The sequence below is a fragment of the Paenibacillus piscarius genome (assembly GCF_022234545.1).
Classification (GTDB): domain Bacteria; phylum Bacillota; class Bacilli; order Paenibacillales; family Paenibacillaceae; genus Paenibacillus_AQ; species Paenibacillus_AQ piscarius.
Window position 1 is genome coordinate 192,753 of sequence record NZ_JAIEUI010000008.1, and the last position, 14,468, is coordinate 207,220.

Consider the following 14,468-nt stretch of genomic DNA (forward strand, 5'->3'; position numbering starts at 1 on the left):
AGTACCGCTCTATGTGTTCGGGTGCCCGGAACTAGGATGGAGGCAGGTCCAGCAGCTCGGCTACCTGGCGGCGGTAACGGTCGGCCTTGCGGGTGCCGTGAATCAGGTTGGACAGCCGATAGGGTGGAATGTCATGCAGCTCACAGAATTTCTTCTGATCCAAGTGCAGTTCAGCCAGACGTTGCTTGATGGCCCAGCCAAAGGAAGTTATGGGGCGTTTGCTGTTCAGATTGCTCACCTCGTATCGACTATCCAGCCGTTATGATATAAAATAGGTAAAGATATAATAATAGTTAATTATATACTTTTTTACGTCATTTTTCAATAAAAAATAACTTTTTTACGTGCTTATTTTCGGTGGAAGGCGGTTTGCAGATGCAATCAATCTACGAACGAATTGAATTTCTGATCAAAAAGCAGGGCATGACCAAGAAATCCTTCTGTGCGCAGCTGGGAATCAGCACCGGGAATATGGGAGATTGGAAGCGCGGCAAATCAACGCCCGGCACACACAAACTGATCGAGATTGCCGGATTCTTTCAGGTCAGCCTCGATTGGCTGGTGCTTGGCAAGCAGACTATGACTGTGCAAGAAAGCGGCGGGGATTATTTTTTTGACGAAATACGGCAACCCAGTTGCCACCCAACAGAGCTGCTGCCGGAACAGAAGAATTTCATTAAGGAATATTTGGCGTTCACAGAATACCGGAAACGGTTGGACAAGAACCGGGACGGCGTGCCGGAAGAGAAGCAGGATGAAGATGAGAATACATAGTTAATTTCCAGGGGAAGGCGGTTTGCGGATGCAATCTATCTACGATCGTATTGAGCTTCTGATTAAACGGCAGGGCATGACCAAGAAATCCTTCTGTAAGCAGCTAGGAATCAGCACGGGGAACCTGGGGGACTGGAAGCGCGGCAAATCGACTCCCGGTACACACAAGCTGATTGAGATTGCCGGATTCTTTCAGGTGAGCCTTGACTGGCTGGTGCTTGGCAAGCAGGCACTGACTGTGCAAGAGAGCGGCGAGGATTATTTTTTTGAGGAAATACGGCAACTGAATTGCCACACCGGGGAGCTGCTGCCGGAAGAGAAGAGCTTCATTAAGGAATATCTGGCGTTCACAGATTACCGGAAACGGATGGACAAGAACCGGGCTGTGGAACAGAGTGAGAAGCAGGTAGAGGAACAGGACGAAGATGAGGATGAGAATTCTTAAGGGCCATCTTTACTTTTGAGCGGAACCGATTTATAATATTGAATGTTGGCCTCAAACAATGCATTAACCATGTAGTACACCGCGCGGTAGTGGTGGAATGGCAGACACGCTATCTTGAGGGGGTAGTGGGTGTATACCCGTGGAGGTTCGAGTCCTCTCTACCGCATCATATTGGATTGGCCGGAACCCTTGATGATTCAAGGGTTTTTGTTTTGCCGTTTACGCTCAAAAACCCTTCACCCGTTGCTCGGGGCATGAAGGGTTTTTGTTTTTTGATCATGGGAAATGATTGCACGCTCTAATCCAGCAGCTTCGCGATATCCTCTTCAATCTGATCCGGTGTGGTCTGAGGGGAGAAGCGCTTGAGGACACGGCCTTCCTGATCGACCAGGAACTTGGTGAAGTTCCATTTCACGCTTTTTGAGCCTAGAACTCCAGGTGCTTCACTAGACAGGTACTTGAACAGGGGATGGGCGTCGCTGCCCTTCACATTGATCTTCTCGTACATCGGGAAGGTGACCCCGTAATTAATCTCGCAGAACTCCGCGATATCCTCGCTCTCGCCCGGCTCCTGCCCGGCAAACTGGTTGCTTGGGAACCCCAGCACCTCAAATCCGCGGTCCTTGAATTTATCGTACACCTCTTGGAGACCCTTATACTGCGGGGTGAATCCGCATTTGCTGGCCGTGTTGACAACGAGCAGTACCTTACCTTTGTGCTTGGAGAGTGATTCTTTCTCGCCCCGCAGGGTGTTGGCTTCATAGTCATAGACACTCATGGATATTCCCTCCCGAACATTGATTTAACACAATTTAATTGTACACCATTTAGCGTCAGAAGCAAGCCCCGGAGGATGAATGGATGCGTTCGTTCGTTTCAAATACCCGGGGGTGTTTAAGTTAATGGTAGAGTCCTTACAAAATTTACTTGGAAAAGGAGTAGATCAAAGATGACTGCATTGAAACTGAAGGCACTGTATACGGCAACAGCCAAGGTCCGCGGAGGCCGTGAGGGTTCGGTGGAATCGTCGGACGGGGCGCTGAAGCACGATCTGAAAATCCCTAAGGAGCTTGGAGGCCCGGGAGGTGCCGGTACGAATCCGGAGCAGCTGTTCGCGGCGGGCTTCGGTGCCTGCTATGAAAGTGCTCTTGCCAATATTGCCCGCAAAGAGGGCGTGAAGCTGCAAGATGTCGAGATTACCTCGAATGTGCTGATCGGGAAGGATGAGAGCGACGGAGGGTTCAAGCTGGCTGTGAAGCTGGATGTGCATCTGCCGGGCATTGAGCGTTCTGTTGCCGAAGATCTGGCGAAGAAAGCCCATGATTTCTGCCCTTATTCCAAGGCGACACGCGGAAACATTGAGGTTGAGCTGAACGTACTGTAAGTTAAAAGCGCTTAGGGCCGGGCAGCAAATGTCCGGTCTTAAGCTGTGTACACTCATGCGCCTCACGCTTTGGTTGACATCACCCGGGAAATTCTTTAATATGTCTAAGTATCTGTTAATGTCGCGCGTGCAATTAACTACCAAAAATTTAAATAATGGGTGATGAAGATGTCCTACAGACCGAATATTACGAATGTAACCAAAGCCAGCAGCAACGATAAGGAAGGCTTGTACGAGTTCATTATTAAGCTTGCTGACGGAACGGAGTGCCGCGCGTTCTACAATCGGTTTCCGGAATGGAAAATGACGAACATCAGCCGCCTGCTCAAGACGCCTTGTCCGGTATGCCGCAAGGATTTCATCTGCAGATGTATGGAATCGTTCACTGCTGATTTCGAGGAGCAAATGGTCGGGGACGAGTGGATCAACAAGGCAATTGCAGAATAAATAGACGAACGGACCATTGTAGGCGCGGGAGCAATCCCGCGTTTTTTATTTTTGCGTGCTATACTGACGCTGTATGGTTATTTAGGGTACACTGGGATCAAAAGAAAGGGGATGATGGTATGGACGGAGCGGACAAGGGAGAGCAGAAGGAAGCGGTCGTGCTGATGGACGGGGTCTGCCATCTGTGCCAGGGGCTGGTCCGGTTCATCATTCCCCGCGATCCCCGGGCGAGCTTCAAATTTGCTTCGCTGCAGAGTGATACCGGTCAAGAATTGCTGAGAGCCGGAGGACTGCCGGAGCATCAATTGGATACTGTGGTACTGGTAGAGGACGGCAAGTATTATACGGAATCGGCTGCTGCGCTGCGGATTGCCCGCCGTCTGCGGTTTCCGTGGCCTGTCCTCTATATGTTCATCCTCATTCCCGGGCCGCTGCGTAACGCTGTGTACAGGTGGGTGGCGAGGAACCGCTACCGCTGGTTCGGCAAGGACGATCAGTGTATGGTCCCGACACCGGAGCTGAAGCGGAGGTTCTTATAGACGCAGACCTGGGAGGCGGATTCTGGGAGGATCAGTCGAATTATGGAAAAAAGCTATTGCTGCACGCGTATATATATGCTACTATAGCAGTAAATTACAGGAACAGTAACGGAAGCACCGTTCGATAACCGTATTCACGGTTATTGGCGGTGCTTTTTTGCTGTTCTTTTCTGTGCATTCCGGGAGGAGGAAGAGTTCATGGCGGCAAGAATCGTGGTGGCGGTACGGGAGAGTGAGTACATAGAGCCGCTGCTTCATTATCTGCATCACAGCGAATACGGGGAGCTGATGCGGATCACGGCTTTCAGCAAATTGGAAGCCTTCATGGAATTTATGACAGGCGATGAGCTGCCGGATGCGGTTGCCGGAGACCGCTCTTTCATTGAGGCCTGGCTGGTTGAAGGAAGAGCGTCCGTTCCGTGGGCAGTGTTAAGCGGAGATGATGAGCTGCCGGGCGGAGGCGGCCTCGCAGGGGGCCGGAGAATCGCCAAATATCAGGCGCTGCCTTCCCTGCTGGAGGCGATACTGCAGCTGGGAGATCTGAAGCGGGTCAGGACGGCTGCACTGCCTAAGGAAGAGACGCTGCTGCTCGGGATCGTCTCAGCCAGCGGCGGCAGCGGCAAGACAACGGTTGCGCTGAACATGGCGAAGCAGCTTGGTGCACTTGGCTTGTCCGTATTCTATCTGAACCTGGAGAGTGTGGACAGCAGCGGGCTGTATGTGCGGATGCCATGCGGCAATATTCCGGGGCTGGAGCGGCTGCTCTATGAGCTTAAAAGTGCAGGAGGCAAAGGGGAGGGAGGGCAGCTGGAATGGGGCAAATATGTATTCAGACATGACAGTATGCGCTGCGATGCCTTCCGGCCTGTTGAGAACTTCAAGGAGATGCTCCAGATGTCGCGGCAGGACACGCTGGATCTATTAGAGGGGCTGGCCGGCGCCGGCAGCTATGATGTGATTATTGTGGATACCGGCAGTATAGAGGAAGAGCGGACGCAGGCAGTTCTGAACAGATGCGGAGTCCTGCTGTGGGTGATGAAGCAGGAGCAGGTCAGTCTCATGAAGACAGAACGCTGGATGGATTATATGGCAAGTCCGCATTCGGACATGCCGCCGGAGCTTGCGGGCCGGAGCAGAATCGTGATGAACGGCTGGGCCGGAGCAGAGAATGAACCGCTGCCGGCAGCGGCTGGACCCAGGCCGGATGCTGTTCTTCCGTCTGTTCCTTCCTGGGGGACGCAGCATGGCGGAGAACTCTGCCTAAGCTCTCCGCTATTCATCGCCGCTGTTCAGCAGCTCTGCCGGACGGTAGTGGAACCGGCATTGCCCGTGGTATTCACCGGAACGCCGGCATGAATGATGATCTGTTCAGGGCGCTGCGCAGCGATATCCGGGCGGGGCTGGATGTTACATCGGTTATCGGGAACCGGGAGCTGGCCTCTTTCATCGAGCGGACGATCCTGGAGCGGGAACAGCTGCGTCTCCTTACCGCCCAGGAGAAGCATGAGCTCGTGAAGAGGCTGTTCGATTCCTTCCGCGGGCTGGATATTCTGCAGCCGCTGGTGGACAATCCGGCCATTACGGAGATCATGATCAATAGCCATGAGGAGATTTTTATTGAAGAGGAGGGGATGATCCGCAGGCTGCCGCTGGCTTTTGAATCCGGAAGCAGGCTGGAGGATATCATCCAGGTGATCGTCTCGGGGGTGAACCGGGTGGTCAATGAATCCTCGCCGATTGTTGATGCGCGCCTGCCGGACGGCTCGCGTGTCAATATCGTTCTGCCGCCGGCGGCGCTGAAGGGCCCGGCGATGACGATCCGCAAGTTCCCTGAGACCCCGATGACGATGGAGGAGCTGGTGAGGCGTGAAGCCCTCAGCGGGGAGGCGGCTGAGCTCCTCCAGCTTCTGGTCGCTGCCCAATACAACATCTTCATCAGCGGCGGTACCGGCTCCGGCAAGACGACCTTTCTGAACGCCCTGTCCCAGTTCATTCCGCCGCAGGAGCGTGTCATTACGGTAGAGGATTCCGCAGAGCTGCAGATCGTCACAGTACCCAATCTGGTGTCGCTGGAGACGCGGAACGCCAACACCGAGGGCCGGGGCGAGATTACGATCCGTGATCTGATCCGCACATCGCTGCGGATGCGCCCGAACCGTATCGTGGTCGGCGAGGTACGCGGCGCCGAATGTCTGGATATGCTTCAGGCGATGAACACGGGCCATGACGGTAGCTTATCAACGGGTCATTCCAACAGCGCGCTGGACATGCTTAGCCGCCTGGAGACCATGGTCCTTAGCGGGGCAGACTTGCCGGTAGCTGTTGTCCGCCAGCAGATCGCCTCGGCGATCGATATCTTCGTGCATCTCTCCCGGCTGCGTGACCGCTCGCGGCGGGTGATGGAGATCAGCGAGGTTGCCGGCATCCGGGACGGTGAGGTCATCCTGAATCCGCTCTATGAATTCCTGGAATCGGGGGAGAAGGACGGCAGAGTACAGGGGAGGCTTACGGCCTGCGGCAACCCGCTTCTGCATACGGACAAGCTGCGCATGGCTGCTATCGGTGACTATCCGCTGCGCAGGTATGATCAGACCAGTGCCCGGAAGGAGGTGATTGTACCTTGAGCATTGTGAAGAAGAGGGGGGCGCGTTCTCAGGCAGAACAGCGGGGAAGTGGCTCTGTAAAGAGATCACCGCCGGTTCAGACGGCCGGGACAGCCGTAGCGGGAGAACAAGTGCTTTTGCCGGATTATACCGTATACGAATTAACCTCACTCCAGAGAGTGGCAGTTACCCTCTGCGCGGGAATTGTATTGCTGGGGATCGGTTACTTGTTCTACCACCGGCTGCTGCTGGCCGTATTACTGGTCCCCGGCAGCGCCTATGGTCCGCGGCTGCTGCGGCGGTATCTGCTGCAGCGCCGCCGGGCCTCGCTGAATCTGCAGTTCAAGCAAATGCTGTTCTCGCTCTCCTCATCGCTCTCAGCCGGCCGTTCGGTGGAGAATGCCTTTCGGGAGGCTGTACAGGATCTGCGGATGTTAGACCCGGAGGGGGCTGGTGACATGATCTCTGAGCTGAATATTATCTGTGCCCGGATGGAGAATGGCGAACCCATAGAAGATGCGCTGTATGAATTCAGCAAGAGGGCAGGGATGGAGGATGTGGAGCGCTTCGCAGATGTGTTCATGGTCTGCAAGCGGACGGGCGGCGATCTGGTGGAGATCGTACGCCGCACGTCGTCCATTATCGGCGAGAAGCTGGATATCCAGCAGGATATAGCAGTCAGCATTGCCCAGAAGAAATTCGAGGCCAAGGCGCTGCTGGTCTCCCCGCTGATGATGGTGATGTTCATGAGCCTGAGCGCCGGGGACTACATGCAGCCAATGTACACTGGGGCAGGCATCGCGGTCTCTACACTGGCGTTGATTGCTCTGTTCCTCTGCTACCTCTGGACCAACAAGATCATGGATATTCCGCTGTGACGGAAGAGGAGTGAGGGAAAGATGTTGTTCATCTGCGGGGCCATTCTGCTCCTGTGCAGCGGGTTCTGGCTATTTCTGCGTATCAGATGCGGCGGCCGCTATACTGCACTGCGGGAGCTGCCTATGGAAGGATTACGGCTGCGGCGGCTGGGTGAGCCCTTGCTGCTGCTCGCAGAGAGGGGCAGAATCGCCAGCTGCCTTCCGGCGGTGATGTTCAGAATTCAGCGCTCGGTGCAGCGGCTCTATGGAATGCGCTACAGTGCGGAGCGCACCCTGCTCTTCATGGGAGAGATGCTCGCCTTCAGCTGGCTGCTGATTACAGGCGGAAGCGCATTGACACTGCTTACGGGAGAGCAGGCTGGCATCATCATCGGCGTTGGCCTTGCAGTGGCTATTCCGGTGGCAATGGTCAGTGATCTGCACAAGAAGGTGCGGCTGCGGGAGCAGAATATCATGCTTGAGCTGCCTGAGCTGCTGAACAGTATCGTGCTGCTGGTTGGGGCGGGTGAGACGGTGCAGCGGGCCATTATCCGCTGTGTGAACAGCCGCCAAGGGGATGCTTCTCATCCGCTGTATGCTGAGCTGCGGAAGATGACAGCGGAATGGGAAGGGGGCTACTCCTTCCAGCAGGCCTTTGAGAACTTCAGTAAGCGCTGTGCGGTGCAGGAGGTGTCTATTTTCACAACGACAGTACTGCTTAATTACCGCAGAGGCGGAGCCGACTTTGTTCTGTCTTTGCGCGACTTGTCACGGATGCTCTGGGAGAAGCGGAAGGCGATCAGCCGCACACGCGGGGAACAGGCATCGTCGAAGCTGGTTTTTCCGATGGTTGTCATCTTTCTGATTGTGATTGTGCTGGTGGGCACACCGGCGCTTATGATGCTAAAAATGTAGGAGGAGATTGTTATGCTGACACAGATTACAGAAGGGGTAAGAGGCTTGTGGAAGGATGAGGAGGGGCTCGGCACACTGGAGATGATCCTGATCATCGCTGTGCTGATTGCAGTAGTTCTTGTATTCCGCGAGGAGATTGTGAAGGTGGTCAAGAGCCTGATCAGCACTGCCGGAGATAAGAGCCAGGAAGTTTTTGAGTGATTCCGCTGGGGAAGGATGAGGGCAGCTTCACGGTGGAGGCTTCGCTTCTGCTGCCGATTATTATGGGCATTATCATGCTGCTGCTGTTTTTCTCCCTGTACACCTACCAGAAGTCGATGCTGCTGCAGATTGCCTCGGCTGCCACGGAGCGTGCCGCCTACAATTGGGAGAATAGCAACCGGGCAACAGACGGAGCGTTCCAGGCGGGGAACTATGATCCGCTGTACTGGAGAATCAGTGAGGATGGTTTGCTGTCTTCACTCTTTGGAGTAGGGGCAGAGGATGGAAGTACAAGAGTCGCCTTACCCGGTGATGCCAACGGCGGAGGGCCATTGCCGGTGGTGAAGCTGCATCGTGCAGCACAGATGGTCCCGGCTGGGCTTCAGGGCGAGATGCGTTATGCCTATGGGCTCACAGGCCGCAAGATCAGTATGGAGCTGGAGAAAATGCTGCGCTTGCCTGTACTGGATCATTTTCTTGCCGATGGTGCAGCTCCTGATGTATTGGCCCGCTCTTTCGTTACAGAGCCGGTTGAATTCATAAGGACAGTGGATCTGATGCGGTATTATGGGGCCAGGTTCAAGCAGAGTTCAACCGGCAACAAGGAAGGCGCGGGCATGGAGAAGAAGGATGCAGCGTATATGCTGGAGAAGCTGCGCTGAGGGCTGCCGGCAGCCGGCAGCAACAGATCCGGCCGGTACAGACTGTCAGGGATCACGCAGGAAGAGGGAGTTCAGATACGTATGTTCAAGCACCGCGCGTTCTTATGGAGGCGGCTTGCCCGGAGCTGCCGGATCTGCAAGGATTATGCCGAAGGTTCAGTTTCTATTTTTCTGATTATGGTGTTGGCCTTCGTCTTTCTGTTTACGTCTGTGCTGATTGATTATGCAAGAATTGCCGCAGTGAATGTACAGGAGGAACGGCTGGTGAGGACTGCTATCCGCTCTGTCATGTCAGCTTATGATATTGAGCTGCGGGAGAACTACGGATTATTCGCCTACGGCGGCGGTGACGGAAACCAACTGTTATCGAAGGTGCTGAATGATAATCTGTACGAGAGCGGGCGGGTGGATGCTTTTAATCTGCTGCCCTTGAAGATCGATGCTTCTTCCCTTAGCTGGAGCCGTCCGCTGGGCAGATATGATATCTTCCGGCGGCAGATTATTGAAGAGATGAAATACAAAGCACCGGTTGATTTCGCGCTGGAGCTGGCAGGCAAGCTTAAGCCGTTATCGGCAGCGATGGGCGAGGCCTCGCGGACTACGGAAATATTGGGAGATCTTCAGCCCTTATATGATCAGCGCGAGGAAGCGCTGGACCTGATGCTGAAGAAGCGGAAGGACGCTGCTGAAGGTGCTCAGAAGCTGGGGCAGCTTCTGATGAATCCGCCTGCGGATTATATCCCTTCGCTTACGCTTGGCACGCTTAGCTCCAGTGCAGATATTCCGGCGATGTACGCGGATTATTTGGACAAATACTATGAAGATTATTACCGTGATCCCAAGAGCTGGCCCAGGTACACAACTGCTCTATCACGTTACAGGAATCAGACCGAGGATTTGACAGGCCGGATTCCGGCTGCTCTCGCGGAATTTGAGGCCGGGAATAGGCGTCTATTGGACGAAGCAGCGTCAGCACTTGAAGAAGCCAAGGTATTGAATCTCCAGATGAGGAGTGTGCTTGACCAGGCTGCGGCGGAAGCGGATGGAGCGGAGAGTGACCCGGCAAGCCGCTGGGATATCCCGGAGACAGCGGGTGAGCTCAGCTCTGAGCCTCTGAAGAAGCTGCGGGAGCAGGTAGAGGGACTTATCCTCCCTGAGGCAGAGCTTGATGAAATGGCAAATCACATCAGTGGACAACGGACTGCTGCGCTCTCTGTGGACCCGCTGGTCTCCGGTCTTCCGGCTCTATTAATCACGGCGACCGGGCTGAACGCATCTTACTCTGTAATGAGCAGCGGTGTGCTTAACGCTTCCCGGACCGTTGCAGGCTACATAAGGGACTATGGTCAGCAGGGCAGTGTGATAGCGGTGGAAGCTGCACAGATTGAGGACCGCCGTGCCGCTGACAGCGGGCGCAGGCGGACGGAACAGCAGGCCAAGGCAAAACTTGGCGATGCAATGAAGCTGCTGGATCAGATCCGCGAGTTAGGAAGCAGTGCGCAGGAGGCGATGGAGCAGTACCGTATCCTGCGCCAATACTACCGGGAGAATGTCTCTTTCAATGAAGGTGCAGAACAGGAAGCTCCGGCTGCCGAAATGGAAGACAACCAGTATACTGCCGGGAAATCTTCAATGAAGAGTATGGACGGCATCTACGCGGCGGTGGGCAGTGTGCTGGAAGGGGCCAGAGACCGGATGTACCAGACAGAGTATTCAGCCATGTATTTCCGGCATTTTGATCTGTCCGCGCTGGCGTCCATTGTATCGGGAAGTGGTGAGGGAGCCGGAGCTCAGCTTGGAGAGCAGCTCCAGCCGCAGGCCCAAGAGCTGGAATATATTCTGTACGGATTTAATAATCCGGCCGGGAATGTAGCCGCGGCTTACGGGGAGATTTTTGGCATACGGCTGGCTGTGCGGACGATGGAAGGCATGATTGAGAAGTCCGGCCTTGGCAATCCGCTCGCTGTTCTGGCAGCTGGCTTGCTGTACGGAATTGAGCAGGCGGTGCAGGACATGATCCTGCTCTGCACGAAGGGGGAGATTCCCTTATCCAAGTATATGACGGCGCAGCTTACCTACCGTGACTTTCTGCGGCTCTTCCTTCTGCTTCATGGGGCGGGTGATGAGCAGCTGGCCCGGATGCTGGCGCTGATCCGCCTGAATACCGGAAGTAATCCGGCGGAGCAATATACATACGCTTCTGCGGAGCTTACGGTGGGGATGCCGCTATGGTTCCTCCCAGGTGTCGTGAAGCTGGTGGATTACAGCGCTGGGCTCTCCGGCGATGTTCGCGGCAAATTTTATTTTAGACAAGTCGGGGCTGACTTTGCTTATTAAGGAGGCAGGAGAATGAAGTGCTGGCCGCGGACACCGCCGGGCAAGCGGGATGAGGGTAGCATGGTGGTGGAAGCAGCTCTGATCCTGCCTATGTTCCTGTTATTTATCTTGTTCCTCATCTTCATTGTTCAGATGACACTGTATTCTACAGCGCTCCAGAGCACAGCTTCAGACGCCGTCAAAATGATCTCCACCCATATGTATCCGGCGGCTCTGGCTGCACAGCAGCGGGATGCCGCTGGCGGGGGCGATGGACAAGCTGAGGGGGCGGATAGCGCCGGGAACTCTGCTTCGCGCAGCGTATGGAGTATTCCCAGGCTGTCGCTGGCCGAATGGAGCGAGGCTTATGTGGAGAAGCTTCCGCAGCCGATAGACACCTGGGTCAAATCTGCAGTCCGCGAGGGAGAAGGGCCTTTGCAGAAGCTTCAGGCGGAAGCTTCCGAAGCTGCGCTGGATCTGGTGCTTAAGCCGATGCTGCGTCCGTATGTATCCTCGGACTGGCTTGAGTATAGCCGGATTCATGTATCCAACGTGACGGTGCCGGACCTGAAGAAAGGGGAACATCCTTATTTCGGCCTGGTCGTCAGCTATGATCTGCCAATGCGTGTCCCGTTTCTGAATCAAAAGATTGTACTGGAAGCCAGTGCGGTTGAACGCTTATGGATCGGCAACACTGATGAATCCGGGAAAGGAAATCCGGGTGAAACAGGTGAGGAGGACGGGGCGATCTTGATCCTGGAGAAGCCAAACCCCGGGGTAGCGAACCGCCAGGGCGTTATCAAGGTCAAGGTGCCTCCCGGAGCCTCGGCGAATCTGTCGGTTTTCTACAAGACCGGCCAGAGCACGGCCAAGTATCTGGGCTGGAAGCAGGCGGATGAGAACGGGTTTATTGAATGGGAATGGAAAATCGGGGTCAATACCACCCCGGGAACCTGGCCGTTTGTTGTTGCTCTGGCGGATGGCACTTCGATGGAGGCAACCTTTACTGTAGTGAAAAAATAACAGGCCGGAGAAGGAGGGGCATAGATGACAGAATGGGCCTTGTGGGGATGCCTGCTGTTTCTGACGGCGGCATTAATCACAGATATACGCTGGATGCGGATCCCCAACTGGATTACACTGCCTGCATTCCTTGCAGGAATAATTGTACAAGCTGTCATCAATGGCTGGCAGGGGCTTTTGTTCTCGCTGTACGGCAGCGGAGCGGGATTTCTGCTGCTGCTGATTATGTATTTTATCGGAGCGGTAGGGGCTGGTGATGTGAAGCTGTTTGCCGCCATTGGAGCCTGGACCGGAGTGCTTTTCTCCCTTCAGGTGATTGTGTATTCAGTATTGTTAGGAGCGGCAGTAGGCTTGGTGCTTATCCTCTCCCGGCGGGATACTGGCCGCAGGCTGCGCAGCGTGATCAGCAGAACTGCAGGCTTCCTGCTGCTCCGCAAGATAGGGCTATCGGCTGTCAGGCAGAACGGTGAGCTGCTGCGGTTTCCTTTTATGCTGGCAGTGTTCCCGGGATTCCTCTGTGCTTATTACTATTTCTGATATGAAGCTTATTGCAATGCAGCTCAGGAGGTGAGAGATTTGTTTGGACTAGAACGTGATTTCATTCAGCAGGACGGTATAACGATGCTGCTGGGCAGAACCGGAGGATTAAGCACAGGGGACCTGAATATGGTACAGGCCCGGATGCTGATGAACAGCGGAATTCCGCATCATCTGCGTTTGCTGCTCAGAGAGATAGATATGCAGGTAACACTGGAATATACGGTTTCTAAGCGCAAAATGCTGGGGACGCTGCTCAAAAGCGGGAGGCTGAGCATGACGGAATTCTTCGGTCTGCTGCTGCAGATTGCTGCGGGTATGGAGGAAGGACGTCTGTATATGCTGCGTCCCGAGCAGTATGCGCTGCATCAGGATTATATCTTCATTGAAGGTCCGCTTGGCAGCGGCAGGGTGTTCCTGACCTGCATTCCGCTGCAAGGCCTTGAACCTGCCCTTAAACCCGGTGAGCCGATGAAATCGCTGATCATGGTCTTCATGGCTGCAATCCGTGAATTGTCGGGGGACGGGATACAGAGGCTGTTGCAGTATTGCGATGAGGAGACCTTCAGTCCTGCCGGGCTGAAGGAGCTGCTGGCCGAATTGCTGACGGGTGGTGAGAGTCAGAGGGCCTTCACAGAAGCTCATGATACAGAGCATACCGGAATCAGCCGATTGGCCGGAGCAGCATTCCCTGCGGTTACACCGGATCAGCGGGCCATCCGGACTTCTTGGACAGGTCAGGCGCCGCCTCCGCTCCGCGATGCGGCTGAACCTGCATTAAGGCCCACGCCGGACGCAGCCCGCCCCTGGGGCCAGGGAGAGCGGGAGTCAGAGCCTCACGGTTCTATCCTTGATAAGGCCCCTTGGATGAAGGCCACACTTGGGCAGAAGCTGACAGACGGGATGGCAGGTCTACAGCCTTCTACGTCGGACATGCCGCACAGAACTATACAGACTGCGGACGAGCCAGGTCCGTATCGTATTTATGTATTACTTGGTGCGCTGCTGTGCGATGCCTTACTGTGGAAGTTTCTTTATTTAGATGAGCCTAAGCTGATAAGGCTTGTGGTCTGTGCAGCCCTTACCGTTGGGCTTGCATTCTTAAGCTGGCTGGTCTGGAGCGGAAGGCTGTTTCACAGCGAAGCTGAGGACGAGGGGGAAGTACTGGAAGATGAGATCGCGGACCGGGGGAATACAGCCTGGAACCGGAGGCTTAGAAGTGAAGCCGAATGGGATTTCGGCAGGAATCCGGTGGTTGCGTCCCGGCCGGCACCTTCAGAGCAAGAAGCTTCATTTGGTGGGGGCGGTTTCCCGGGGGGACCTGCCAAGAGAACACAGGCACCTATAAGCCTGGATGTAAGTACCCCGCAGACGATGGAGCCGGTCAAGCCTACAGCGCTGCTTACAAGGGAGCCGGTACAGGATTCAGGAGGAAGATTGTCTGAACCCGGGCGGACTACGCCTTATCTGGAGCGAACCAGCCCGGATGAGGGCGGAGCCTTTGAGCGGATCGAGCTGAACCGCCCCAGCTTCATTATCGGACGCTCTGCTGAGGTGGCCCAGTATGTTGAGGCTTCCGAAGGAGCCTCACGGGTGCATGTTGAAATCTCCAGAATCTCAGGCGGATACATTCTGAAGGACCTGGATTCCAGAAATGGTACACTTTTTGCGGGTGAGGCTATGGTTCCTTACAAAGAGTATCCCTTAACTGAAGGAGCTGTGTTCAAGATTGTTAAGGGTACTTATACCTTCCGCAGCGCTTAGG

Annotated in this window: 17 protein-coding genes and 1 tRNA gene; 16 read left to right on the forward strand and 2 right to left on the reverse strand. The window is 54.9% G+C overall.

Translation table 11 applies throughout. From position 1 onward, the window contains the following. Positions 1-31: 31 nt before the first annotated feature. The gene (locus K1558_RS15465) at positions 32-229 is read right to left on the reverse strand and encodes an XRE family transcriptional regulator (RefSeq protein WP_238652572.1); all 198 of its coding nucleotides are present in this window, start codon (positions 227-229) and stop codon (positions 32-34) included. A gap of 146 nt (positions 230-375) precedes the next feature. On the opposite strand from K1558_RS15465, the gene K1558_RS15470 reads away from it, so the two are divergent. From K1558_RS15470 to K1558_RS15480, 3 genes are all read left to right on the forward strand, one after another. Beyond that, positions 376-774: a helix-turn-helix domain-containing protein gene (locus K1558_RS15470; RefSeq protein ID WP_238652496.1), complete on the forward strand. Its 399-nt coding sequence runs from the start codon at positions 376-378 to the stop codon at positions 772-774. 28 nt (positions 775-802) lie between these two features. Then, positions 803-1,219 carry a helix-turn-helix domain-containing protein gene (locus K1558_RS15475; RefSeq protein WP_238652497.1) on the forward strand — a complete coding sequence of 139 codons (417 nt, stop codon included), beginning with the start codon at positions 803-805 and terminating at the stop codon, positions 1,217-1,219. 83 nt (positions 1,220-1,302) lie between these two features. Continuing rightward, positions 1,303-1,385, forward strand: a tRNA-Leu gene (locus K1558_RS15480). A 132-nt stretch (positions 1,386-1,517) separates the two neighbouring features. Here the strand turns inward: K1558_RS15480 and K1558_RS15485 are convergent. Beyond that, a complete protein-coding gene (locus K1558_RS15485; protein WP_238652498.1) occupies positions 1,518-1,997 on the reverse strand; it encodes a glutathione peroxidase in 480 nt (159 codons plus the stop codon). 186 nt (positions 1,998-2,183) lie between these two features. Between K1558_RS15485 and K1558_RS15490 the strand changes: the two genes are divergently transcribed. The 13 genes from K1558_RS15490 to K1558_RS15550 all read left to right on the forward strand — a co-directional run bounded on the left by K1558_RS15490 (position 2,184) and on the right by K1558_RS15550 (position 14,467). Next, complete coding sequence (locus K1558_RS15490) at positions 2,184-2,603, forward strand: organic hydroperoxide resistance protein (protein ID WP_274528602.1); 420 nt, start codon at positions 2,184-2,186, stop codon at positions 2,601-2,603. 168 nt (positions 2,604-2,771) lie between these two features. Then, on the forward strand, positions 2,772-3,050 hold the full coding sequence (locus tag K1558_RS15495; protein ID WP_238652500.1) for a hypothetical protein: 279 nt from the start codon (positions 2,772-2,774) through the stop codon (positions 3,048-3,050). A gap of 119 nt (positions 3,051-3,169) precedes the next feature. Further along, a complete protein-coding gene (locus tag K1558_RS15500; RefSeq protein ID WP_238652501.1) occupies positions 3,170-3,589 on the forward strand; it encodes a thiol-disulfide oxidoreductase DCC family protein in 420 nt (139 codons plus the stop codon). Positions 3,590-3,787: 198 nt separating this feature from the next. Continuing rightward, positions 3,788-4,945 (forward strand): P-loop NTPase family protein, encoded by a 1,158-nt coding sequence (locus K1558_RS15505; protein WP_238652502.1) that lies wholly within the window; start codon positions 3,788-3,790, stop codon positions 4,943-4,945. Continuing rightward, the gene (locus tag K1558_RS15510; RefSeq protein ID WP_238652503.1) at positions 4,942-6,213 is read left to right on the forward strand and encodes a TadA family conjugal transfer-associated ATPase; all 1,272 of its coding nucleotides are present in this window, start codon (positions 4,942-4,944) and stop codon (positions 6,211-6,213) included. The genes K1558_RS15505 and K1558_RS15510 overlap by 4 nt, the downstream gene beginning before the upstream one ends. A gap of 5 nt (positions 6,214-6,218) precedes the next feature. Beyond that, positions 6,219-7,070, forward strand: coding sequence for a type II secretion system F family protein (locus K1558_RS15515; RefSeq protein ID WP_420800438.1), 852 nt, complete (start codon positions 6,219-6,221; stop codon positions 7,068-7,070). Positions 7,071-7,091: 21 nt separating this feature from the next. Continuing rightward, complete coding sequence (locus K1558_RS15520) at positions 7,092-7,964, forward strand: type II secretion system F family protein (RefSeq protein ID WP_238652504.1); 873 nt, start codon at positions 7,092-7,094, stop codon at positions 7,962-7,964. A 12-nt stretch (positions 7,965-7,976) separates the two neighbouring features. Further along, positions 7,977-8,165 carry a Flp1 family type IVb pilin gene (locus tag K1558_RS15525; protein WP_238652505.1) on the forward strand — a complete coding sequence of 63 codons (189 nt, stop codon included), beginning with the start codon at positions 7,977-7,979 and terminating at the stop codon, positions 8,163-8,165. Next, positions 8,162-8,827, forward strand: coding sequence for a TadE/TadG family type IV pilus assembly protein (locus tag K1558_RS15530; RefSeq protein ID WP_238652506.1), 666 nt, complete (start codon positions 8,162-8,164; stop codon positions 8,825-8,827). Before K1558_RS15525 ends, K1558_RS15530 begins: the two co-directional genes overlap by 4 nt. Positions 8,828-8,908: 81 nt before the next feature. Further along, a complete protein-coding gene (locus K1558_RS15535; RefSeq protein WP_238652507.1) occupies positions 8,909-11,164 on the forward strand; it encodes a hypothetical protein in 2,256 nt (751 codons plus the stop codon). Between the two features lie 12 nt (positions 11,165-11,176). Further along, positions 11,177-12,166 carry a TadE/TadG family type IV pilus assembly protein gene (locus tag K1558_RS15540; RefSeq protein ID WP_238652508.1) on the forward strand — a complete coding sequence of 330 codons (990 nt, stop codon included), beginning with the start codon at positions 11,177-11,179 and terminating at the stop codon, positions 12,164-12,166. 24 nt (positions 12,167-12,190) lie between these two features. After that, positions 12,191-12,703 carry an A24 family peptidase gene (locus tag K1558_RS15545; RefSeq protein WP_238652509.1) on the forward strand — a complete coding sequence of 171 codons (513 nt, stop codon included), beginning with the start codon at positions 12,191-12,193 and terminating at the stop codon, positions 12,701-12,703. Positions 12,704-12,742: 39 nt separating this feature from the next. Continuing rightward, positions 12,743-14,467, forward strand: coding sequence for a DUF6382 domain-containing protein (locus K1558_RS15550; RefSeq protein ID WP_238652510.1), 1,725 nt, complete (start codon positions 12,743-12,745; stop codon positions 14,465-14,467). The last annotated feature ends 1 nt before the right edge of the window (position 14,468 follow it).